Genomic DNA, 22,596 nt, shown 5'->3' with positions numbered 1-22,596 from the left:
GAGAATTGACTCTATGCTTGAAACTGCCGTATCTTGGCTCGTCACAACTATTGGACATCTTGGATATCTCGGAATCATATGCCTTATGTTTCTCGAATCTTCCTTTTTTCCCTTCCCAAGTGAAGTTGTAATACCACCTGCAGGCTACTTAGCTTCAATCGGCGAAATGAATATTTTACTTGTTATCATAATGGGAATACTAGGGAGTATTCTCGGAGCCCTCTTCAATTATTGGATTTCTCTCCGATTTGGGCGTCCCTTTTTCCATAAATATGGGAAATACTTCTTTCTGAAGGAATCAACGCTCGATAAAGCGGAACATTTTTTCGTACGACATGGACACATCAGTACTCTTATAGGGCGTTTACTTCCCGGGATTCGACAATATATTTCTCTTCCTGCCGGGCTATCTAGAATGCCTCTATTTCCCTTTTGTATCTTTACTGCTATAGGGTCAGGCATATGGGTAACAATACTGGCCTTTGTGGGATATTGGGTAGGAAATAATAAAGAATTGGTAACTGAATATCTTCACACCGTAACAATTATTGCTGTTATTTTCTGCTTCTCTATCGCTTCTATTTATACAATTTATGTAAGAAAAAAGAACAAAAACAACGGAAAGTAAAGAAACTCAGGAGGTTCGTGAGACACGAGCCTCCTGAGTTTTAAAAGTCGAGAACTGCAGTAAGAAAATGGGTGTAGAGTACTGGATTCTGCTGAACGTTTTGCGCAAATGCAGCTCCTATAGATCGAGCCTTTTGAAGATGTTCCTTTTTCCCAGTTCTTTGGTGCATACGCAATAAGTTCATCATAGCCACAGAGTTACCTGAAACAACAGCACCATCTTCGGCTTCCAAGGGTCTGAAAAAGAGCAACTCATCTTTCTCAGAGGTCATAAAATAGCCACCACTATTTTCGTCATAAAAGAGAGAATCCATGCGCTCAGAAAGTTTTACTGCTCGCTCACCATAGACTGGCTTTCCTGTAGCCTCTTCTAATTCGAGAAGTCCCCAGATCAAAAAAGCATAATCGTCGAGGAAACCAGAAACAGATCCTTTACCGTCCACAACGCTATGATAGATTCCTTTTTCTACATGAACAGCCTTAGATAAAATATACTCCGTTGCTTTTTGAGCCCCATCAATAAAACGTTGTTCTTTAAAAATTCGTCCCGCGAACGCTAAAGCAGCAATCATCAAGCCATTCCAATCTGTAAGAATCTTTTTGTCGCAATGAGGGCGAGAACGTTTATTCCTCGCGTCAAGAAGCAAATGACGAGAGGCAGCTAACTGTTTTTCTAACGTTTGCAAGTCGATCTCATACTTTTCCGCCAATTGAGGAATAGGGGCAGAAAGAGCGAGAATATTATCGCCCATTCGTCGTCCAGTAACTGGATGGTTATAATTCCCACTTTTCTGAATGCCGTACGCATTTAGGAAGAGAGGCAATGATTCTGGCGGCAATATCTCCCGTATTTCCTTCTCCGACCACACATAAAAACGCCCTTCTACTCCTTCACTATCAGCATCTTCGGCAGCATAAAAAGCCCCCTGAGGAGAGCGTAAATCTCGCAACACATATGACGCTATGTCAAAAGCTACATTTTTATACATTTCTCGGCCTGTTACTTCCCATGCCGAGGCATAAGCCAAAAGGAGAAGAGCCTGATCGTAGAGCATCTTTTCAAAATGAGGAACTTTCCATTCCCTATCAATAGAATAGCGGGCAAAGCCTCCACCGAGATGGTCTCGTATTCCCCCCATAGCCATCGTCTCTAGTGTTCGCTCCACCATTTCAAAAGCTTTATCCTCTTTAAACATCTTCCCATATTCAAGTAAGAAAAGAAGAGAATGAGGCATCGCGAATTTGGGGGAATCCGCAAATCCTCCCCACAAAGGATCAAAACTCTCACACAATCCTTTAAATGCTTCTTTTGCGACACTTCGCCCCGGACAAGAGCCTTTTTGGTTTGATATTCCCTTTTTCAAAGCTTCTAAAATACTATCTGCTGATTGAATTACATTTTGCTTTTGCATAAGCCAAAGCCACTTAACACGTGGAACTATATCGACAAGACCTGGAATCTGTCCAGACGTCCGTTTGGGAACATAGGATATCGCAAAAAAAGGTTTACCATCTGGCGTCAGAAAAAGATTTAAGGGCCATCCGCCACTCCCATTCATGATAAGACTCACGGCCATACATGCATGGTCAATATCCGGACGTTCTTCTCTATCCACTTTTATAGAAATACAAGCATCATTCAGGAGGTTAGCAACTTCGTCATCACTGAAGCTCTCCTTTTCCATAACATGACACCAGTGACATGAAGAATATCCGATACTCAAAAATATGGGTTTATCCTCTGTTCTAGCTTTCTCAAAGGCTTCAGCTCCCCATGAATACCAATCTACTGGATTATGAGCATGTTGAAGTAAATACGGACTTTTTTCATTGATTAACCTATTCGATTTATTTTTCATTACTTCACCTCTAAAAATCAAAAAATGACACTGTTAACTTAAACATAGCGTCACATAGGTAATAAAAATAGCCGCCAATACAGAGAAAATCAATCCCCTTCCAAACCATGAGAAGATAGCTGCCGTACCAATGCCAGCTAATGTGGGAATTACCATCTCAGAAGAAGATTCTGCTACGCCTCTAACAATAAGAACTCCAAGAGCAGTGTAGGGAATGGCAAAAAGGAACTTCCTCATCGAAGGAGATATGGTCTTTTGGGATAATATCCAAAAAGGGCAAAATCTTGGAATGTACGTCACAATAAGCATTCCAATAATAAGGGGCAAAGAACTTTTCATATCTTTTCTCCTTCGTAAGAATCTTTCAAAAGAAAAGGACCGGCCGAAGAACCAACTATAATAGCTGTAATAAGCTTCCAGCCATCAGGGAAAAATTCCAAAGCGTCAAGAATAAAATAAACCAAACCGGAGAAGCCAGCTAAACAAAGAGCCGTCATAGATTTCCTTATTTCCGGAATCAAAATAGCAGTAAACATAGCGTACAGTCCTACTCCCAAACTAATCTGAACAGTCTCGGGCAAAACAGTACCGACAGCATACCCCAATGCAGTTCCTGCTATCCACGCCGCGTAAGACACCCCATTTAATGCCATCAAGAAAAAAGGAGACAACTCTTTACCTTGCAAAGAAGCTACAGAAAAAGTTTCGTCTGTAATGCCAAAGGCTATAAATGGTAGCCACTTCTTATTTACATTTTTGAGACGAGCTGCCAATGAAGCTCCCATAACCATATGGCGCAAATTCAGAAGAAAGGTTGCCAAAATAATATCTCCTGTGGCTATCCCGGCCCTGAGAAGATCCAACGCCATAAATTGACTTGCTCCTGCAAAAACAAGGATAGAAAAAAGGCAGTTTTCACCAAAAGATACCCCTACATTACGAGCTAAAAGTCCGAAAGCCATGCCAATTGGTATGTACCCAATGACAATAGGAATACCTGCCTTGAATCCGCTATAAAGGCTGTTTCTCTCTATTTCTTTCATATCCTTAACAAACCTCTAAAAAAGAGTAAGTATGTCTTCTATTTTATCGAAGGTATAATAAGCACCAGAATTTTTTAATTCGTGGGACGAGAAATTACCAGTAGTCAAACCAACTCCACGAACTCCAGCAGCAACAGACGTCATCATATCAAGGTCTGTATCCCCTACGTAGAATATTTCTTCAGGAGCAGCATCTAAAAGTTCCATGCTTTTATGCAAAATATCAGGAGCAGGCTTAGGATGTTCTACATCCTGAATACCGATAATATGCTCAAAAAAGCCATCAAGTTTTTGAGACTCTACCACCGGACGTGCATTTTGGCGATTCGATGCCACTGCAAGACGAATTCCCTTATTGCGAAGAGATTCCAAGAGCATGACTGTGCCTGGAAAAAGCCGAATTCCAGCATATTCCTGCTCTACAAAAAATCCTCTATACTGAGTAAGCCATTCTTCTTTAAACTCTCCCCAAAGCTGAAGCCAAGAATCTCGGATAGGCATACCAATAGTCTTCAAAACCTCTTCTCTCGTTACCTTACGCAATCCGTGCTCTTGTGCCAAACGATTGGTGCAATCAGTAATTGCATAACTGCTATCAGCCAAAGTCATATCAAAATCAAAAACGACAGCTTTTATCACGTTAATTCCACCTTGTCAAAAAAATTGCTTGACTCAAAAATTTTTAGATATTAAAGAATCGTACCTTAAGAAAAAGAAAAAAGCAAAATTCCGGTGTTTCCTTTTACACAAAGGAAACACCGGAAGATTAGTCATTCCTATTAAACTTTAATCGTAAAGGACCGATTTACTAATCAAAATTTTATTACCTCGAAATTCTAGTAATTCAAGAGTAATAATATCATCTTTGAATTTCATACTATTTCGTACCCACAGCGTAACGTCACCATGGGAAACGAGAACGAAAGATTCTGGATCAATCGGTTTTTGGCTCTTCACGAGAGCCGACGCATCTTCTCCTCAAATACCTCTGTAATATCCCCAATCAAGATACAGAGGTTGAGGCAAACGCTGCAAAAACGCCAGTGCCTGATCAGAAAAAGCAAAGGTAAGCTCTGAAGCATTTTGTGACGCTTCCAAAGCAAAAAGAACTGACCCTGTCGAAAAAATATAGAGACTGCATACGAGCATTACTGATAAGACTATTCTTCTCACTCTATCCCTCCTCACGAATACCCCCAATAGTATATATTAGAATACCTGCCAAGTCATCATTTCCTCAAGGGAATAAAACATATTTTCAATAAAAATCTTCAGACGAACCTCTTCGCTACATCGAGATGAAAAACTAAACCGAAGAGAATGAGGATACCTGAGATAACGAACCGCAAAGCCTTTCTCTTCTACTGGCCCATACCCTGCTGCTTTAAGACCAGTAGGTAATGTCGTACTTGTGGTAATTTCATTTTGAGTAAAATGTAACCAGCCTGGGGATTGGAATATATCAGGTATTTTCCCATCCTTGGAATTTTCTTTCCACACTTCGTAGAGCAAAGATAAATGAGCTTCCGGACCATAACCGTTCATATACATAGCAATTCTTTCTCGATGAGACTGAGAAACTCTTTGTAACAACTCTTTTAGATTTTCTTTCTTATACCCTTCTCTCATTCCCTTAACCAAGAGAACCGAATCTTTTGTAACAGGGCGCATTCCGTCTGTTCGTCCCTTTCGAAAGTGACGAAGATGAACCGATTCAAAAACATGAGGGAGAGAAGAAAAGCTCTTAAAAAAACTTGATTGAATAGCCACTTGAACGAAAGCATCTGTGCTAAGAGAATGCTTTTTTATATCCTCTAATCCAAAAGAAGGAAAATCTCTAACGATTAAAGACGTTCCTTTTATCATTGAGTCAAAATGTGCTGCAGCTTTTTCTATAGCTTTACATAGTGAGGAATCAAGAATAAACGAAACTTTTTTTGCCAGTGTTCCCATCATAACTCCTCGTGGAAAGATAACCTTTTCATCTTCAGTAACCCATCGAACTAATCGAGTGACCGCAGCTCCATCCAAACCTGAATGTTCAAAACAAAGCCCTCTATATCCTGGACCAATAATTAACTGTAGAGATTTATCAAACCATCGATCTCCTCCTTTTCCATGCCAAACATTTCTGCACACATTCATTGTGTGAGAGAGTGGATGATCTTCTAAGCAAACAACAAAAAGAGCTTTCTCCAAAATATTCATGGCATGAATATTTTGAGAATCAACCTGCAAAAGCCGTTTTCGCCAATAGAACCAATCTGTTCTAGGAAGGGTTGTCAGAAGTGCTGGAGAAGATATGCTTTCTGTAGACACATCTCCTTCAAAGAAACTCTGCAAAATAGATAAAAAAACGCCACTTAATTCGTTAGTGTCCCTAATGTCTCCCTTATCAGAAAGAACATCAACCTTATAGAAATTACCTTTAAAGATTACAATAATATGAGACTCTTTTGTGGAAACCTCTCCATTCGCGCTCCAAGGTGATTTTAAAAAGTCTTGATTGAGTCCAGGAATTCTCGTTGTCGAAAAAAAATTTTTATATTGTTCCAAACTTAAAGGATTTCGCTCATCCCATTCTATTTCTGGATTTTGCAACAGGTTTTCTCGAAAACGCAAAAATGAAACAACACTTTTCGCTGCCCTATCACATAGAGATAAGCTATATGAAGTTGAAGAATCGTTGAAGACATAATAAGGATTACTGTATATAGGCAAAGGATCTCTCGCTTTTAAATACCATTTTTCCCAATAAGGGAGATTTTCAAGAAAAGACTCTTCTTCGGTCAAACGTTGTTCTAGCATCTTTTGCAAAAAAGGTCCCTTCTCTGGCGATTGCAAAAAATTTTTCACCGCTTTTTGAGTCGTTTCTATTTCATTAGAAGAGAGAAACGGCTTGCTCCACATGGAAAACAACTGACAAGTTTTATTTAAATCGGAAAAAGAAAGAGCCGGCAAGCGGCTCTCTTTCGAACAAAAATATTTATATTTTTTCATTTTTTAACGCATCTTCTACGTTTTTGATCACGAGAGGATCATCAAGCCATTGATGCCAACGTTCCGAATAATGCTTTAAAAACCAAACTGCCGCTTCAAAAGAAGAAGCACTTTCTCTTTTCATATATGCTAAAAAGGTGTTTGTCTCACCCATAGTCGTCTCATATTTTATAAGAAAATTTTCTATCTCCGGATTTTCCTCAGCAAACACCGTGTTTATAGTCTTTAAAACCCTTGAAGCAGGAAAGTCACATCCTCCAGATGTATTCCATACTTTTTCATCATAAGGAGGTTCTTCTAATTTCGTCATATCATACATTCCCAAGATAGGAGTGGGCTCCCAATAGTATGCAAGAACAGGCTTCCCTTTTTCATATGCAGATGCAATAGCTGTGGCAAGGGCGCTTGCCGAACCACAATAGAAAACAGTATAACGGGAATTCAGTCCATAGGACTTCATTTTTTTCTCGTTTGTAACGCTTACGTTCCAGCCAGTTGGTCCGTTATAAAAACGTCCTTTTTGAGGATTTTCGGGGTCTCGAAATAGTTCCCAATAACGAGACAGATCCTTTACACTTTTTAAATCCGGTGCCATAGGTTTAATTCCCCGATTTGGATCTCCCTTGATTAAATATGTAGGAACATACCATCCTTGAGGAGCATCTGGAAAATTCTTCCCCAAAGACCGTAACTTACCGCGCTTCTCTGCTTTCTTCCAAAATTCACCAGCATTGTCTACCCAAGTTTCCATGGCAATATGAACATCCCCTCGTTCCAATCCCATAAGCCCAGGCACAACTTCCGCAAACGTATAAATTACACTCCGTCCAAAACCTTTTTCGATAATATACGCTGCAATTCTGTTATGAACTTGAACACTTTCCCAACTAAAATCAAGGAAAATAACAGGACTTTCTGTGGAAAAACCACAAGAAGCTAGATTAAAAAGAACAACTGACAACGTAAACATAAACAATATTTTTCTCCACCATTTTTCACTTTTCATATCAAAACTCCCTTCTAAAATTTAGTATAATAATTTGATTATAACATAAGGGCATAAACATCATTGATGTATAATCGATCAGAATAAGACGACTTGCCCCATTAAAAATATCTTTGAGGTAAAATAAATGTGGATGATTACATGATTGGGAGGGCTTTTTATGACAGTATCACCTCGTATAGTTCTTTATCGAAAAGTTTCAGAACTTGAAAGAGAGCTTCATTTAGCAGCCCAAAAGCCTTCCTGTATATTTTTTGTTCCCACGAGCAGAGATAGAAAATTATTGCAAGATGTTATTTTTCCCCACAATATGGCAGGACAAAGTGCTCCCGCTATTTGGCGATGGGATGATCTTATCCGCCAATTTGAAACATTCATATCTGACAATTCTGAAGGAGGTCAAAATAACTACATTCGCCAAATTGATCCTCCTGACCACTGGCTCATTGTTCGGTATATCGTTAAAGATTTTTTGGAAAGTCAAAAAGGAAACACACTTCTTCCTCCTGGAGTGTGGCAAACCGGCTTTATTTCAACATTGGGAGACCATTTTAGAGAGTTATTACGAGAAGCTGTTTCGCCAGAAACATTGGGGCTCTCTCTTGAGTGTGGTAATTGTAACCGAGAAAAATGTCCCCATATTCACACACCAGAAGGAATTCTCTGTCACCTTTTTCACCTTTACGTAGAATATTTAGAGAGATGGCATCTTGTAGATAGTGCGCAAATTCCTCTTATAGCTCTTCGTTTCCTCAAAGAGGGTCCCTCTTCACTGCTACGATGGGTTGTTAATCGCCATTTCGTATTTGTTGGATTTCTAAGCTTTAATTCAAGTCAGATACATCTGCTTTCACATCTCTCTTCGTTAGGAGCAACAATAACAATATATACACCACAAACGGGTTTAGATAATTTTTACACCACAGTAGATCAGTTTCCCGGAGCCTTGGTAGAAAGTCTTCCCTCATCGGGGACACTGAACGCCCTGCGAATTACATCGGGATCTCCACGAATGGAAATGGAAACACTGGCACGAGAGCTTGTATTGTGGAAGAACCAGAAAGGCTATATTACAGAGCATAATATTCTTCCTTCTACAACCTCGTGGCAGAAAATGGGCATGGTTATAGACAGTCCTTGTCTGGCTTTGGCAGAAGAAGTATTGACTCGATATCATATTCCTTATTCCATTCATGAGGGGCTTACAGTAGAACAAACTCCTCTCTGGGATTTGGCCCGAAGGATATGGTCTGCTGGTGAAAAACAATGGCCTGTTGAAGAAACGTGGAATATCCTTCGTGAACCATCCCTCGCGGGAAGGGAAATTCAGACACCGCCTCCTACAGACATATTCAGTCTTAGTGAGGGAGGCTGGATTGACCTACTAAAACATAGAGCACCAGAACGAGGTGTTCTTTCATTTAAAAAAATGTGTCAGTTTATCAAAACCATGGAAAAAGGCGGAACTCCAGCAGATTTGCTTTCCGCCCTATACACCCTAGCCGCAGAATCACCTTCTTGGGGCAACGAACTCTCCCTTTGGGTCATTGATCATCCGGAACTTGATGAGTCTGTTCGCCGTCTTCAGGCAGCATTACGTGAAACAGAACAAAAAGTAGAAAGTCTCGGAGAACTCCAAGATCGAATAGGCAATGCAGGAAAGGTACATTTTTCAGGATCGGAAGCTATCTCTTTCTTACATCACTGGGCTTCTATAGCCACTATCTGGCTCCCTGCGGCAATAGAGGGAACACTTTCTTTATTTGTCGGGACTCCGCCAGTCCTTACACAGAAATCTCTTTGGATAATGCCTGGTACTACTGCATCTATGTGGCCCGGCAAAATAAGCGAATCCTCCCTTCTTCCTGATGATCATAAAATGACACTTCATGAAATGATGGGAACAGAACGGGGACATCTTCCCTTACTTAAAGAAAAAAGAGAACAAAGAGAAGCTCTATTCAGACGACTGTTGGCCTGTGGAGAAAAGGCCATAATTATAAGTTCTCCACTTGCGGACGGATCGGGGAAACCTCTTCCGCCCTCTCCATTCATCGGAAAGTCTTTCTCGGAAAAGTGGATTTATTCAAAAGAAGAAATTCCTCCTCTCGAGAGAACATTGAGTCATCTTCTGCCTAAAAAAGAGGAGCCTGCTATTGAAGGTGTTGAGATCAGAGAAGATGCCTACCCATATACAGGCAGACAACGCTACCTTCCTGAGGAAAGAACGGAAGTTCCAGTATCTCCTAAAGGGCAGCTTAGCAAGCTTGACGAATATATGGATTGCCCTTTTAGATTTGCGAACCTCAACTGTCTCAATATAGACGAACCCGTATCTTCAGGACTGGATCTGGCACGAAGCGGAAGTACGCTGCACCAACTTTGGAATAAAGTATGGGAAACATATGAAGAGACAGGAGAATCTCTCTCCCTACTTGCTCGCCGTTATTGGGAAGAAATAGTAGAGGACGCTTATCCTGACCTGCTTCAGAGATCCTCTCTTACCAGACATAATGAACGACTTCTGCAACAGACCTTAAAACTGGCCGATCTTCAACAAATCATGGAAGAAAATGGCCTGGAGAAGCTTCGCTACAGACAATATAGAGAAATGGATCTTCCCCTCCTCAGTGTAAATGGGGTTCCTTTTACAGGTAGAGCCGACAGGGTGGAATTTCTCAATGATGGAAGAATTATTATTCTCGACTATAAGCTCGGCAGCGGAAACGGCCGCAATAAAAATCTCCAATTAGCTGCATATACCCTAGCAATCCAAGAAGGAGAAGGAACGTTGCCTGCGCATATGCCCAATCTCCGCGTAGTAGGAACTCTCTATCTCTGTCATAGTGACACTTCTATTGTAGGTGCTGTCGAAGAACAGGATATTCTAGAGATTACGGGCTGTTCAAATGCGCGAAACGGAAACACACTAGAAGATCTCATTGAAGCGACAAAAGTTGGGCTGAACAATATGGCACAAAGCCTTCGGTCTGGTATATATGCCCCTAACTATGATTCAAAAGCATGTCACTACTGCTCTCTCAATCTTATGTGTAGAAAAAGTGAACTTGCAAGCAAAGGAGAAAAAGATGAAGACAAATAACACTCTTGCGCAACATATAAAAGAACAGATAAAAGAGCAGACTGAGGCCGTTCCAGGACAATACGAAGCAATAACTTCTGATTCCCCCCTTGTTGTAGTTAGCGCAGGAGCTGGAACTGGGAAGACGTGGACTCTCGCATGGCGCTTCATCTGGGCTCTTATTTCAGGCCGCGCAGCAACTAATGAGATTCTTACGTTAACCTTTACCGAAAAAGCAGCTTTGGAAATGGCTGAGAGAATTAAAAATATGCTCTTTCAACTAGGGATGAAACACCCCTCATATAGAAGCTTATTTCAAGATGCCGCTGACCGTATTGACGAAGGGTATATTTCTACCATTCACGCTTTTTCCATGAGAGTGCTTAAAGAATGCGGGCTTGCTACTCATCTTGACCCAGAATCTGGAGTTGTCGCTCCTCCTCAGGAAAGTATTTTTTGGAAAGAAGCAGAAGAAGCTCTCGATCAGTGGAATAAAGAATGGTTTCAGAGAGGTCTGCCATCCTTATGGACAGAAAGGGTACGGACCCTCTTTACAGACCCTCTCTTCATGAATATTATTAACGCCTTTGGGCCAGAAGCAGTAACAACTCATGCTAGGCAATCCCTAGCCCTCTTTGCCAGCCAAGGATATGGTCCAGAAGATATTTGGCAATGGAGCAACGTTCTTCCAGATAGAGACCAGTCCACTCTAGAACAAGCTCAGACAAGCTTGTATCAAAAATGGGAAAAAGAATGGCTTCGTTTTCTGGAACCTGATATCGGCATCTTTTATAACCTCAAAGAACTCAAAGGGAAAAGTCAATTAAGTAATCGCATTCAAAGTTTAATGAAACAATGGGGTGAAAGACCTTCTCTACATGATATGCCGCTTTTTGTACTTTCACTCATAGATACGCTGAAAGGGGCTCGCGGAAAACTTTCAGATGAAATTGCCGAATCTCTTGGAGAAGCAGTCTCTCCGTACAGAAATCGCCTAAAAAAAGACGAACCATGGCTTAGTGCATTTCATTCAGGATTTGATTCTGACGAACAGCTTTCACGCATATGTATGCTTCGTATCGCTGCTGTATTCTGGCAAATTTGGAATGAATTCCGCATTAGAAAGAACAGGCTTTCTTTCGACGATATGATCAGTTATGCAATAGAAGCCCTTGAACAGAGTCCATCATATGCTGGCCGTTTTAAAGAAATTCTCGTTGACGAATTTCAAGATACGAACCCTCTTCAGGATCGTCTCATTCAGGCTGTTAGACGATATAATCAACGTCTTTTTCTTGTAGGTGACGTAAAGCAGTCTATCTATCGCTTTCGTCATGCTGATCTTTCTCTCTTTGCTTCGTATATAAGAAAAGCCAAAAGCGGAGAAGGAGAATATATTGCTCTCAATAAAAGTTTCAGAAGCAGGGAAAACCTTGTTTCTGAGGTAAACAACCTTTTTGCTTCCATATGGAAAGACGGACTCGGGCAAAACCTACAATTGCCCTTTGAACCTTTGGACGTTCCGAGAAATCTCGACACGTATAAAACTCGTCAGCAATGTACCGTCGACCCTTTAGTTATCTACCTTGAAGAAGGAAAAGAGAAAGAAAAAGTCGGAGATATGCGCCTTCGACAAATTAGACGTCTCGCTAGTCTTTTCTCTCGTTATCATAATGATAAACACACGATTTGGGACAAAAAACAAGAATGTCTCCGTCCTGTGCAATGGGAAGATATGGCAATTCTTGTCCCTTCTCGAACTACGTGGTTTCCTCTGCTCGAGAAGATTTTCTTCGAAGAATTTCAGATTCCCATTTATTTTGAAGGAAGTACCCGTTACTTCTCTCGAAGCGAAATACAAGATATCATTGAACTGCTTAACCTTTTGGATGATCCCGAGAACGAAAACTATCTTATAAGTTTTCTTTCTTCTCCCTTTTCGACACTATCCCTTGATGATGTTCAAGAGCTTGTCAAAACAACAACAAAAGGATACAGATACAAGACCTTTCAACAACAATGGCCTCATCTGGCTCAGCAGATTCAGGAATGGCGTTTAATGGCTCATTTTCTTGGCCCATCATCGGTACTTGCCTCCTTCCTTGGCCGAGGAAACGAAACATTACTTAGTTTCCCTGCGTGGAAGAGACGAAGTGTAGCCGCCAATATACGCAAAGCCATCGATATTGCCAGAGAATTTGAAGAAACCATCGGAATAAGTCTACCAGGCTGTGCAAGATACCTTCGTGATGCCGTGGAAAAGCAAGAAAAAATAACTGAAGCAGAAGTATCAGGAGAACATGAAGATGTTATTCGTGTCATGACCGTTCATGGGGCTAAAGGATTGGAATTTCCCGTTCTCGCCGTTATGGGCTTGGAAAGAAGCAGCAGTGACGGTGAAAAAAAGGGACTCATGCCTTCCAAACAAATGGGAGTAGCCTTGAGGCATTTCCCTGACGAAAAATCTTCCAATCCGCCCTTGGCATGGTCTCTCTCTAAACTGTTGGATGAGCAAGAAGAATATGAAGAATGGCAACGTCTCTTTTACGTAGCCTCAACACGAGCACGAGATAGTCTGGTTTTATGTAGTCTCCTTCCTCAAAATAAAGATGGATACTCTATTTCTGAGAAATCATGGCTTAATATGCTCCTGACATGGAAGCCCGGATTGCCACTTTGCAATGACGAACCACCTTCTGTCATTAATGTGAAGCTACAAAAAGAAACAACAGAAAACATAGCGTCTTTCGTACCTCTTCCACAACCGGAACCTCAATTTTTATCTAAAATAAGCGCTACATCATTTGCTCTTTTCCAATACTGCCCTTACGCCTTTCGACTAAAACACAGGCAAGGGCAAGAACTCGTATGGGAACAACCAAGCGATGACCCGACAGAGGGAGGAACAGACGTAGGGAGTTTGGTACACATTCTCCTCTCTCGATGGGATTTTATATCTGTACCACTCGATTCCTTCTTTCCTCAAAAAAATTGGCTTGAGTTTGCAGAAACATTACCATCAGAGCTTAGGCCAGTCTGGAAAAGAACTCACACGAGAGAAGATGTATATTCTTGGCTTTTCTCCTTTCAAGAGAGTTCTTTGGTTAAACAGATTCGGGAAAACAGGACAACAATCCGCAAGGAGTTCCCTTTCCGCGTCTCTTTGCCAGAAGGTCCAACTATGGGAGGATCTATTGATTTACTTTGGAGGGAAAAAGACACTCTTTTCATTCGCGATTACAAAATAACAACCCTTGCTCACGTACCTGAAAACTTGTACAAAGATCAGCTGGCTTTTTACGCATTAGCAATGAAAAAGGCTCTTCATATATCCCAAATCTCTCTTGGCCTATGGCACTTACGAGAAGGAATAGAAGAGCCTGTTCACGTTTCAAATAAAGACTGGACTGCCCTTGAAGAAAGAGTTCGAAAGACAGCACACCTCGCTATATCTGGTCCCTTTAAGCCTATAGAAGGACGCTGTTCTCTCTGTCCCTTTAAACGAGAGTGTACGTGGCCGTTGAAATAGTTCTATAAGGCCTTCCAGCTCTTAAAACCTTTACCAAGAACTTCTGAAGCATCGCTAATTGACATAAAGGCATTGGGATCTTTTTCTCCCAGAAAGCGTTTAAGAGTCACCATTTGACGTGGTTCAAGAAGGGCCAGTAACACTATTCGTTCCTGCCCCGAAAAGCCGCCTTCTCCGCGGAGTAAGGTTACCCCCCTATGAAGGTCTTTCGTAATAAAAGATGAAACGTCATAGGGCTGACTTGTAATGATAAACACCTGTTTTCGCCGGTCAAAAGAACGAGTTGTATTATCTAAGACAATGCCATAAATGTAGAGACCAACAACACCGTAAATTGACGACTGAATGCCAACAACAAAAGCAGATAACGCCAGAATTACTGTATTATAATAAATGGAAAATTGCCCCATCTCTATTCCATATCGTTTACGAAGAGCCATTCCGGGAATATCCATCCCCCCAGTAGAGGAACCCGCCCTAAAAATCAATCCTGCTCCAAAACCCTTTATAACACCTGAAAGGACGGCCGCCATAAATTTATCTTCAAGATCTAGAAGAGGAATGACCTCAAAAACCTTCAATAACAAAGAAAAAAGAACAACAGAATACGCTGTCCAAATAACGAAACGAGGTGAAAGTTCTCGCCACCCCCACGCCATTAATGCAGCATTGGCAATAAGGATAACCCACGCCGGAGAAATACCCCATACATAGTTCGAAAGAACAGCAATACCTGAAACTCCAAGATCAGGAAAACGATTGGGCAAAACAAAAATAACAAAACCAAGAGCCATTAATATATTTCCAACTGTTACGGCAGTAAAAGCCTGCCACTCTCCCTTTATAGCCAAAAATAAACGAATGAGAGATTTTTTTATAGCCAAACGAGAAACGCCTTTCAATCCACATATCCTCCTTAAAAATATATTCCAAAAAATGAATTGTTACTCTAGCGCAGCAGCTCAAGAAAAGCAAGAGACAACCATATTTGGTATAATAATTAGGTTGCAACACTAGAAAAAGAAAGGGTGTGAAGCCGTGTTCATTCCCCTCGAAGGTCAGGGAATCATTTCAGCAGGTAAGATCATTGCCATCGTTCGCCACGGGGACGAAACGGCTCTTTATACGAAAGATGGGTCTGTAGTTGCAACTGGGTTTAAACCAGAGACCCTATCTAGAAGATACCGCGCTTTCGTAAAAGAATCAAGACGTAATGCTTTGGATTTTAAGCAAAAGCACCAAGGAGGAGATTCCGTATGACAGCACCGGCCAAACAGTACACGGCCAAAGATATACAAGTACTTGAAGGCTTACAAGCCGTTCGTAAACGTCCAGGCATGTACATCGGGGACACAGGGGCCAGAGGCCTTCACCATCTCGTGTACGAGGTCGTAGACAATTCAATTGATGAAGCCATAGCTGGCTACTGCAGCAAGATAAGTGTTGTAATTTATGAGGATGAGAGTGTCTCTATAGAAGATAACGGCCGAGGCATTCCAACAGAACCTCACCCGTCAAATGGCAGACCTGCATCAGAAGTTGTACTTACAGTTCTTCATGCCGGAGGTAAATTTGACAATCAGGCCTATAAAGTGTCAGGAGGATTGCATGGCGTAGGTATTTCAGTCGTTAACGCCCTTTCTGAATGGCTGGAAATAACTATCCATCGCAATGGACTGGCTAGAACCCAACGTTTTGAGAAGGGGACACCAGTAACTGACCTCTCAGATGGCGTTCCAACAGATCAAAATGGAACCTTTGTTCGTTTTATGCCCGACGCTACAATATTCGAAGAAGTTAAATTTTCAACGGATATATTAACTGGTCGCCTTCGGGAAATGGCTTTCTTAAATCCGGGACTCATGATCTCACTTGAAGATCGACGGGTATCAAAGATCATTGAATTCCATTACGAAGGTGGTATTAAAACGTTCATAGAGTACCTCAATAAGGGGAAAACTCCTCTTTTTGCCGATCCCATCGTTATTTCGGGAGAAAAAGATGGGGCATCTGTGGAACTTGGAATCCAATATAATGACGGCTACCTTGAGCGTATCTATGCCTTCGCCAATATGATTCATACGGTCGAGGGAGGTACCCACGTATCCGGTTTCAGAACAGCTTTGACCCGAGCTATAAATGAAGTTGCCAGACGAGCGAAACTTCTTAGAGACAAAGATGAGAACCTTTCTGGTGAAGACCTTAAGGAAGGTCTTACCTGCGTTCTTTCTGTCAAGCTCCCCAACCCGCAATTTGAAGGACAAACAAAAACAAAGCTGGGGAACAGTGAAATTAAAGGTATTACTGATTCCGTTGTATATGACGGTCTTATTACATACCTTGACGAACATCAAGATGTGCTCAAACCTGTTGTAGAAAAAGCTCTTCGTGCTCGACAAGCTCGAGCTGCTGCTAAAAAAGCCAGAGAACTTGTACGCAAGACGGCTATGACAGGAATGAACCTTCCTGGGAAATTGGCCGACTGTTCCAGCAAAGATCCTCATATTAGTGAAGTCTATATTGTTGAGGGAGAATCTGCTGGTGGAAGTGCAAAACAGGGACGAGACCGAAGTTTTCAAGCCATTCTCCCTTTACGAGGGAAAATTCTTAATGTGGAGAAGGCACGCCTCGATAAAGTTTTAAGTAACAATGAAATACGAACTATCATTCAGGCACTTGGATGTGGCATAGGAGAAGATTTTGATTACAGCAAGCTTCGTTACGATAAAATCATCATCATGACAGATGCTGACGTTGATGGTGCTCACATCAGTACGCTCTTGCTCACTTTCTTCTATCGCTATATGCACGATCTTGTTGAAAAAGGACACCTCTACCTGGCCCAACCGCCCCTCTACCGGGTTCAGCGAGGAAAGAATATTTCTTACTGCTTTAGTGATAAAGAGCTGCGCCAAATCATGGATTCTATGGCTGACTCCAAGAAAGCATCAGTGCAGCGATACAAAGGTTTGGGAGAAATGAATCCAGATCAGTTGTGGGAAACAACAATGGATCCGCAAAACCGGCTTCTAAAACGAATAGAAATAGAAGATGCCATGGTCGCAGACGAATACTTCAGCATTCTGATGGGCGATAAAGTTGAACCACGACGAGATTTCATCACTGCCCATGCTCACGAAGTACGGAACCTTGATATATAATTGTAAAAAATAGAGACAACGTCAAATAAGAGTCTCTTTAAAAAAGAGACTCTTATTTGCTTTATTTTGTGCGCTCTGTATAAGATTAAAAAGATTCAATTCATCATAAAATCACTTAATCGAGTATCATTTTATGATGTATCAACATACATAGGGGGTGTGTACTTGACCTAGCTTTTACATACTATTCATCCAAACATATTTGACAACGGAAAGGGAGGATCATCGTGTTTTCGTACATCACGAGGAAAATTCTTTACACAATCCCTGTTGTGTGGGGCGTTATAACAGTCGTGTTTCTTCTTATTAATGTTGTGCCTGGAGACCCTGCCATGATTATGATGGGGCAACGTGGCGACCCGGAAACTCTCGCAAAAATTCGAGCGGATTTAGGCCTTGATCTTCCGCTTCACGTTCAGTACGTCCGCTTTATTACCCAAGTATGTAAAGGGGACCTTGGAACATCCTACCGAACAAATGAAAAAGTTTTAGACGCCATTATCACCCGCTTTGGAGCTACGGCCAAGCTTGCAGCTGGTGCTTTGTTTCTGGGAACCACTATCGGTATATTGGCTGGTATTATTTCGGCAGTTAAACAATATTCCGTTTTTGATTACTCGGCTATGTTTATAGCCATAGCAGGGGTAAGCGCCCCAGTTTTCTGGATAGGGCTTCTTCTGCTTTTTATTTTTGCGTACACCCTTGGTTGGATTCCAGGTGCAGGATTTGGAGACGGATCTATCAAATATCTGATACTTCCCATGATTACATTAGGTGTTCGACCTGCCGCATTAACAGCCCGTCTTACTCGTTCCTGCATGCTTGAAGTTCTTAATCAAGACTACATCCGTACCGCCCGCGCCAAAGGTTTGGCACAAAACATAATTATCATGAAACATGCTTTGAAAAATGCCATGATTCCTATCATCACCATTATAGGAACTCAAATAGCGTCTCTTCTTTCTGGTGCCGTTCTAACAGAAACCATCTTCGCATGGCCAGGTATTGGCCGACTTTCTGTAGATGCACTGATAGCTCGAGATTTCCCTATGATTCGTGGAACAGTTATTTTCATGGCCATCATCTTTCTTGTAGCCAATCTTATCGTTGATATATCTTACGGCTTCTTCGATCCACGAATTCGTTACGACTAGACGTACAGGAGAAAAAATTATGGCAGAAAAACAAAAAAGGAAAGCTACGACAGGAAACCTCTGGTATGAGGCATGGATTCGTTTTCGCCGCAACAAATTAGCAATGATAGGGTTATTTATGGTTATAGCTTTGCTCAGTATAGCTATATTTGCACCATTTATAGCTCCTCACGACCCGACCAAACAGCTTATTTGGACAGAAGGAGTTAAAGCGAAACTTGCAGCGCCATCTGCAGAGCACTGGATGGGAACAGACCTCTACGGACGAGATATTTTCAGTCGAATTATTTATGGGGCCAGAATATCTCTCCAGATCGGTATTTTTGCAACCATCGTGTCTCTCGTTGTAGGCGTAACCCTCGGAGCATTGGCTGGGTATTTCGGTGGCTATGTTGACGATATTATTTCGTGGGTCATCAACGTAGTATTCGCCTTTCCATTCTTTCTCTTCGTTCTGGCCGTCGTTGCTGTCTTTAAAAATCCAGGAATGATCGTCATTTTCATATCTATTGGTATTGTGACATGGGTACCTATTGCCCGTGTTGCCAGAGCACAGTTTATCTCACTTCGAGAAAGAGAATATGTGGAAGCAACAAAAGCTCTCGGCTTGCCAACGTCAAGAATAATATTCAGGCATATTTTGCCTAACGCTATTGCACCAATAATCGTTCAGGCAACCTTAGGCATGGGTGGAGTTATTACAACAGAAGCAGGGCTTGCTTTTCTTGGTTTTGGTGCTCAACCGCCTACACCCAGTTGGGGACTCATGATATCTGAAGGCCAGCGTTATCTGACTACAGGACAATGGTGGTGGGCTATATTCCCTGGCTTAGCGATCATGTACACCGTTCTCGCTTTCAACTTTGTAGGTGATGGCCTTCGTGACGCCCTTGATGTTCGTTTAAAAAGGTAGGGGAAAAACATGACACTGCTAACAGTCAAAAACTTAAAAACATACTTTGATACAGATGCAGGGACAGTCAAAGCCGTTGATGGTGTCTCTTTCTCCGTTGAACCAGGAGAAACATTGGGTATCGTAGGAGAATCCGGATGCGGTAAATCGGTCACATCTCTCTCTATTATGGGGCTTTTACCTCGTCCTGCTGGACGTATAGCTGGAGGAACAATCCTCTTTGATGGAAAAGACCTTACTAAATACTCAGAGGAACAAATGAGAAAAGTTCGTGGGAATGATATCTCCATGATTTTCCAGGAACCTATGACAAGCCTTAATCCTGTCTTTACGATAGGAGAACAAATTATGGAACCACTTCGACTTCACCAGAAAATGGATAATAAGGCTGCTTTTGAAAAAGCAGTGGAACTGTTGGAACTTGTAAGCATTCCCTCTGCTCGTCAAAGGATGCTGGAATACCCTCACCAACTTTCTGGCGGTATGAGACAAAGAGCCATGATTGCAATGGCATTGGCGTGCAACCCTGCTCTTCTCATCGCAGATGAACCGACTACGGCCCTTGACGTTACAGTTCAAGCACAGATCCTTGATCTTATGAACGAACTCAAGCATAAAATGAATTCCGCCATTATTTTCATTACCCATGATCTTGGCGTTATTGCTCAGATGGCTCAAAAAGTAGTGGTAATGTACGCAGGGAAAGTTGTGGAGAGAGCTCCAGTTGTTCCGCTTTTCAAAGATCCCAGACATCCGTATACGCAAGGACTTTTGAACTCTATTCCTAAACTTCACACGAAGTCTACGCGTCTTGACGTTATTCCTGGAGTCGTGCCAAGCCCATTAAACTTTCCATCTGGATGTAAATTTCATAACCGTTGTTCTCAATGCTTTGAAAGATGCACTAAGGAAGAGCCACCTCTTTATAATCTTTCAGATAATAGGGCTGTTCGATGCTGGCTCTACGAAAACCACTCTGAGAAGGTAGGTGTAGAAAATGAATAAAAATAGCCCAGACCTTCTTAGAGTCGAAGGACTTAAAAAATACTTTCCCATAAAAAAGGGAGTCTTTAAAAAAACAGTAGGCTACGTAAAAGCTGTGGATGGCGTCTCTTTTTCCATAAAAAAAGGAGAAACACTAGGACTTGTAGGCGAGTCTGGATGTGGAAAATCTACAACTGGGCGTACACTTATGCACCTTCTTACGCCTACTGAAGGCTCTGTGTATTTTAAAGGTAAAGATGTGGGAGAAACTTTGAAGGAAAATCCTGCAGAAATTCGAAAAAACATACAAATCATCTTTCAAGATCCTTATGGAAGCCTTAATCCTCGCATGACAGTGCAGGAAATAGTAGGAGAAGCCGTTAAATATTACGGTATTGTCAAAGGCAAGAAGGAACTAGATGAGTATGTGACCGACGTTATTGTTAAGGCAGGTCTTCTTCCAGAACATCGATTCCGTTATCCGCATGAGTTTTCTGGCGGACAGAGGCAGAGAATAGGTATTGCACGAGCTCTTGCTCTCAAACCTGAGTTTATTGTTTGTGACGAACCTGTAAGTGCCCTTGACGTCTCTATACAGAGCCAGGTTCTTAACGAACTTATAGATTTGAAGGAAGAATTTGATCTCACGTACCTTTTTATCACCCACGACCTCTCTGTCGTAAAGTTTATTTCCGACAGAATAGCCATAATGTATCTAGGAACAATTGTAGAGTTAGGTGAAAAAGAAGAGATCTTTGAAAATTCTATGCATCCCTATACTAAAGCTCTTCTTTCCTCTATTCCTCTTCCTGATCCTGAACAGCGAGGAACACGAATTCCGTTGGAAGGTGATATCCCTTCACCGGCTAACCCTCCCACGGGCTGCCGTTTCCACACACGTTGCCCATTCGCCATGGATCGCTGTTCCCAAGAAATTCCGGAACTTGTCGACAGAGGAAACGAACACTTTACTGCCTGTTTTCTCCATGAAAAATAAAAAGCCCGGCTCCACAAAAAAAGCCAGGCTCAATCTATTTTTCAACGAAGTCTCAACAGAGAGAGAATTTTTAAAAATTCTCTCTCTGTTTATCCTATAGTTCTTTCCAAAAATCTCATAAAATTCCCGCCCATAATCTTTATTGCATCTTCCTCACTGTAATCTCTAGCAAGAAATTCCGCAGTAAACTCAAGAGAGCGAGAATGTCCTTTTATGCAATCATAATTTCTATGAGGCCCAGGTTTTGTAAAATCTCTCATTTCATCGCAAAAATCAAAACCAAAACCTATATGCTCAACCCCTGCCAATTCGCGGATATGATCAACATGATTGGCTAAATCTTTTTCATCCAACTTTTTCACATCGGGATCTCCCACAAAAGTACTGCACACATTCATGCCCATCACACCACCTCGCGATGCTAATTTGCGAATTAAATCATCTGTAAGATTTCTCATAGATGGAGCCAGCGCTCTGCAATTAGAATGTGAGGCCATGAAAGGTCCTTCATAAAAAGAAAAGAGATCGTCAAAACCCTCGTCATTAAGGTGGCTTACATCAAGATACATCCCTAAACGAGCTGCTTCTCGAATAACTTTTACACCGAACTCAGTGAGCCCACCTTTTTTCCCTTCTTCTACACTGTGGAAAAAGCAGCCATCTGCTGCGTAATTTCGGCGGCTCCATGTAACACCAATACCTCTGACACCCAATTCATAAAAAATACGAAGCAAAGAAAGGTCGTTTCCGATAGGTTCAAGACCTTCGAATGACAGAAGTATGGCAAGTTGCCCCTTTTCTCTGGCAGCACGAATTTCTCGAGTATTTCTACATAAAACAAAAAGGCCTGGACTTTCTTCCATTTCTGCATGAAGTGCGCTTATTAAATCAAGAGCACGTCGTAACCCCATCTCAGGCAGATATTCATTGGGTATAAAGAGTGAGGAAATAACCAGACCGACACCGCCCGCTTTTAGAGAGGGAAGATAATCTCGTTCAATAACATGAGTTTCACCCTTTAAACGCTTTCCCAAAACCAATGGTAAAAGATCAAAATGCGCATCAACTACTATATTTTTCTCGTGAAGTTTCTGAGCTCTCTCATAATAAGAAAGATTCATGTCGTTCTTATCTGCCATAAATTATGCCTCCAATATAGTAAGGTTGTAATATCCATATGAAGTTGAAAAAAATACACAACTAACCTTCGAGATTATACCCTCTCTTCTATCCTTTGTTGT

General features: G+C 41.6%; 19 protein-coding genes. 9 read left to right on the top strand and 10 right to left on the bottom strand.

Annotated elements, in window-relative coordinates; all coding sequences use genetic code 11:
- Window positions 1-13: 13 nt before the first annotated feature.
- Complete coding sequence (locus tag RBH88_RS01370; RefSeq protein WP_213695934.1) at window positions 14-628, top strand: DedA family protein; 615 nt, start codon at window positions 14-16, stop codon at window positions 626-628.
- Between the two features lie 40 nt (window positions 629-668).
- On the opposite strand, the gene RBH88_RS01365 is transcribed toward RBH88_RS01370, so the two are convergent.
- The 8 genes from RBH88_RS01365 to RBH88_RS01330 all read right to left on the bottom strand — a co-directional run bounded on the left by RBH88_RS01365 (window position 669) and on the right by RBH88_RS01330 (window position 7,535).
- Window positions 669-2,486: a thioredoxin domain-containing protein gene (locus tag RBH88_RS01365; RefSeq protein WP_213699302.1), complete on the bottom strand. Its 1,818-nt coding sequence runs from the start codon at window positions 2,484-2,486 to the stop codon at window positions 669-671.
- 33 nt (window positions 2,487-2,519) lie between these two features.
- Window positions 2,520-2,825 (bottom strand): AzlD domain-containing protein, encoded by a 306-nt coding sequence (locus tag RBH88_RS01360; RefSeq protein WP_213691298.1) that lies wholly within the window; start codon window positions 2,823-2,825, stop codon window positions 2,520-2,522.
- Window positions 2,822-3,529 (bottom strand): AzlC family ABC transporter permease, encoded by a 708-nt coding sequence (locus tag RBH88_RS01355; protein ID WP_213691297.1) that lies wholly within the window; start codon window positions 3,527-3,529, stop codon window positions 2,822-2,824. Before RBH88_RS01355 ends, RBH88_RS01360 begins: the two co-directional genes overlap by 4 nt.
- 15 nt (window positions 3,530-3,544) lie before the next feature.
- Entirely contained in the window at window positions 3,545-4,168 is a 624-nt protein-coding gene (locus RBH88_RS01350) for an HAD family hydrolase (protein WP_213691296.1), read from the bottom strand.
- A 147-nt stretch (window positions 4,169-4,315) separates the two neighbouring features.
- Window positions 4,316-4,486: a hypothetical protein gene (locus RBH88_RS01345; RefSeq protein WP_213695932.1), complete on the bottom strand. Its 171-nt coding sequence runs from the start codon at window positions 4,484-4,486 to the stop codon at window positions 4,316-4,318.
- Between the two features lie 21 nt (window positions 4,487-4,507).
- Window positions 4,508-4,702: a hypothetical protein gene (locus RBH88_RS01340; RefSeq protein WP_213695931.1), complete on the bottom strand. Its 195-nt coding sequence runs from the start codon at window positions 4,700-4,702 to the stop codon at window positions 4,508-4,510.
- Between the two features lie 36 nt (window positions 4,703-4,738).
- Window positions 4,739-6,529, bottom strand: a complete 1,791-nt coding sequence (locus tag RBH88_RS01335) for a choline/carnitine O-acyltransferase (RefSeq protein ID WP_307879794.1) — start codon at window positions 6,527-6,529, stop codon at window positions 4,739-4,741.
- Complete coding sequence (locus RBH88_RS01330) at window positions 6,516-7,535, bottom strand: ABC transporter substrate-binding protein (RefSeq protein ID WP_213691109.1); 1,020 nt, start codon at window positions 7,533-7,535, stop codon at window positions 6,516-6,518. Before RBH88_RS01330 ends, RBH88_RS01335 begins: the two co-directional genes overlap by 14 nt.
- Before the next feature lie 160 nt (window positions 7,536-7,695).
- Between RBH88_RS01330 and RBH88_RS01325 the strand changes: the two genes are divergently transcribed.
- Together RBH88_RS01325 and RBH88_RS01320 are read left to right on the top strand one after the other, a co-directional pair.
- Window positions 7,696-10,638 (top strand): PD-(D/E)XK nuclease family protein, encoded by a 2,943-nt coding sequence (locus RBH88_RS01325; protein WP_213691051.1) that lies wholly within the window; start codon window positions 7,696-7,698, stop codon window positions 10,636-10,638.
- Window positions 10,625-14,146: an exodeoxyribonuclease V subunit beta gene (locus tag RBH88_RS01320; RefSeq protein ID WP_213691050.1), complete on the top strand. Its 3,522-nt coding sequence runs from the start codon at window positions 10,625-10,627 to the stop codon at window positions 14,144-14,146. Before RBH88_RS01325 ends, RBH88_RS01320 begins: the two co-directional genes overlap by 14 nt.
- 2 nt (window positions 14,147-14,148) lie before the next feature.
- On the opposite strand, the gene RBH88_RS01315 is transcribed toward RBH88_RS01320, so the two are convergent.
- Window positions 14,149-15,048 carry a YitT family protein gene (locus RBH88_RS01315; RefSeq protein ID WP_213699300.1) on the bottom strand — a complete coding sequence of 300 codons (900 nt, stop codon included), beginning with the start codon at window positions 15,046-15,048 and terminating at the stop codon, window positions 14,149-14,151.
- Window positions 15,049-15,184: 136 nt separating this feature from the next.
- Here RBH88_RS01315 and RBH88_RS01310 point away from each other — a divergent pair, with 136 nt between their 5' ends.
- From RBH88_RS01310 to RBH88_RS01285, 6 genes are all read left to right on the top strand, one after another.
- Window positions 15,185-15,406, top strand: coding sequence for a hypothetical protein (locus RBH88_RS01310; protein ID WP_213691048.1), 222 nt, complete (start codon window positions 15,185-15,187; stop codon window positions 15,404-15,406).
- The gene (gene gyrB / locus RBH88_RS01305; RefSeq protein WP_213691047.1) at window positions 15,403-17,307 is read left to right on the top strand and encodes a DNA topoisomerase (ATP-hydrolyzing) subunit B; all 1,905 of its coding nucleotides are present in this window, start codon (window positions 15,403-15,405) and stop codon (window positions 17,305-17,307) included. Before RBH88_RS01310 ends, gyrB begins: the two co-directional genes overlap by 4 nt.
- A 227-nt stretch (window positions 17,308-17,534) precedes the next feature.
- Window positions 17,535-18,461 (top strand): ABC transporter permease, encoded by a 927-nt coding sequence (locus RBH88_RS01300; protein ID WP_213691046.1) that lies wholly within the window; start codon window positions 17,535-17,537, stop codon window positions 18,459-18,461.
- A gap of 19 nt (window positions 18,462-18,480) precedes the next feature.
- Window positions 18,481-19,374 (top strand): ABC transporter permease, encoded by an 894-nt coding sequence (locus tag RBH88_RS01295; protein WP_213691045.1) that lies wholly within the window; start codon window positions 18,481-18,483, stop codon window positions 19,372-19,374.
- Between the two features lie 9 nt (window positions 19,375-19,383).
- On the top strand, window positions 19,384-20,379 hold the full coding sequence (locus RBH88_RS01290; protein WP_213691044.1) for an ABC transporter ATP-binding protein: 996 nt from the start codon (window positions 19,384-19,386) through the stop codon (window positions 20,377-20,379).
- Window positions 20,372-21,355: an ABC transporter ATP-binding protein gene (locus tag RBH88_RS01285; protein WP_213691043.1), complete on the top strand. Its 984-nt coding sequence runs from the start codon at window positions 20,372-20,374 to the stop codon at window positions 21,353-21,355. Before RBH88_RS01290 ends, RBH88_RS01285 begins: the two co-directional genes overlap by 8 nt.
- Before the next feature lie 89 nt (window positions 21,356-21,444).
- Here the strand turns inward: RBH88_RS01285 and RBH88_RS01280 are convergent, their stop codons facing one another.
- The gene (locus tag RBH88_RS01280) at window positions 21,445-22,494 is read right to left on the bottom strand and encodes a dipeptidase (RefSeq protein ID WP_307879793.1); all 1,050 of its coding nucleotides are present in this window, start codon (window positions 22,492-22,494) and stop codon (window positions 21,445-21,447) included.
- Between the last annotated feature and the right edge of the window lie 102 nt (window positions 22,495-22,596).

Source organism: Aminobacterium sp. MB27-C1, from assembly GCF_030908405.1.
Classification (GTDB): domain Bacteria; phylum Synergistota; class Synergistia; order Synergistales; family Aminobacteriaceae; genus Aminobacterium.
The sequence above is the reverse complement of the archived record's forward strand: the minus strand, read 5'-3'. Positions and strand labels throughout refer to the sequence as shown.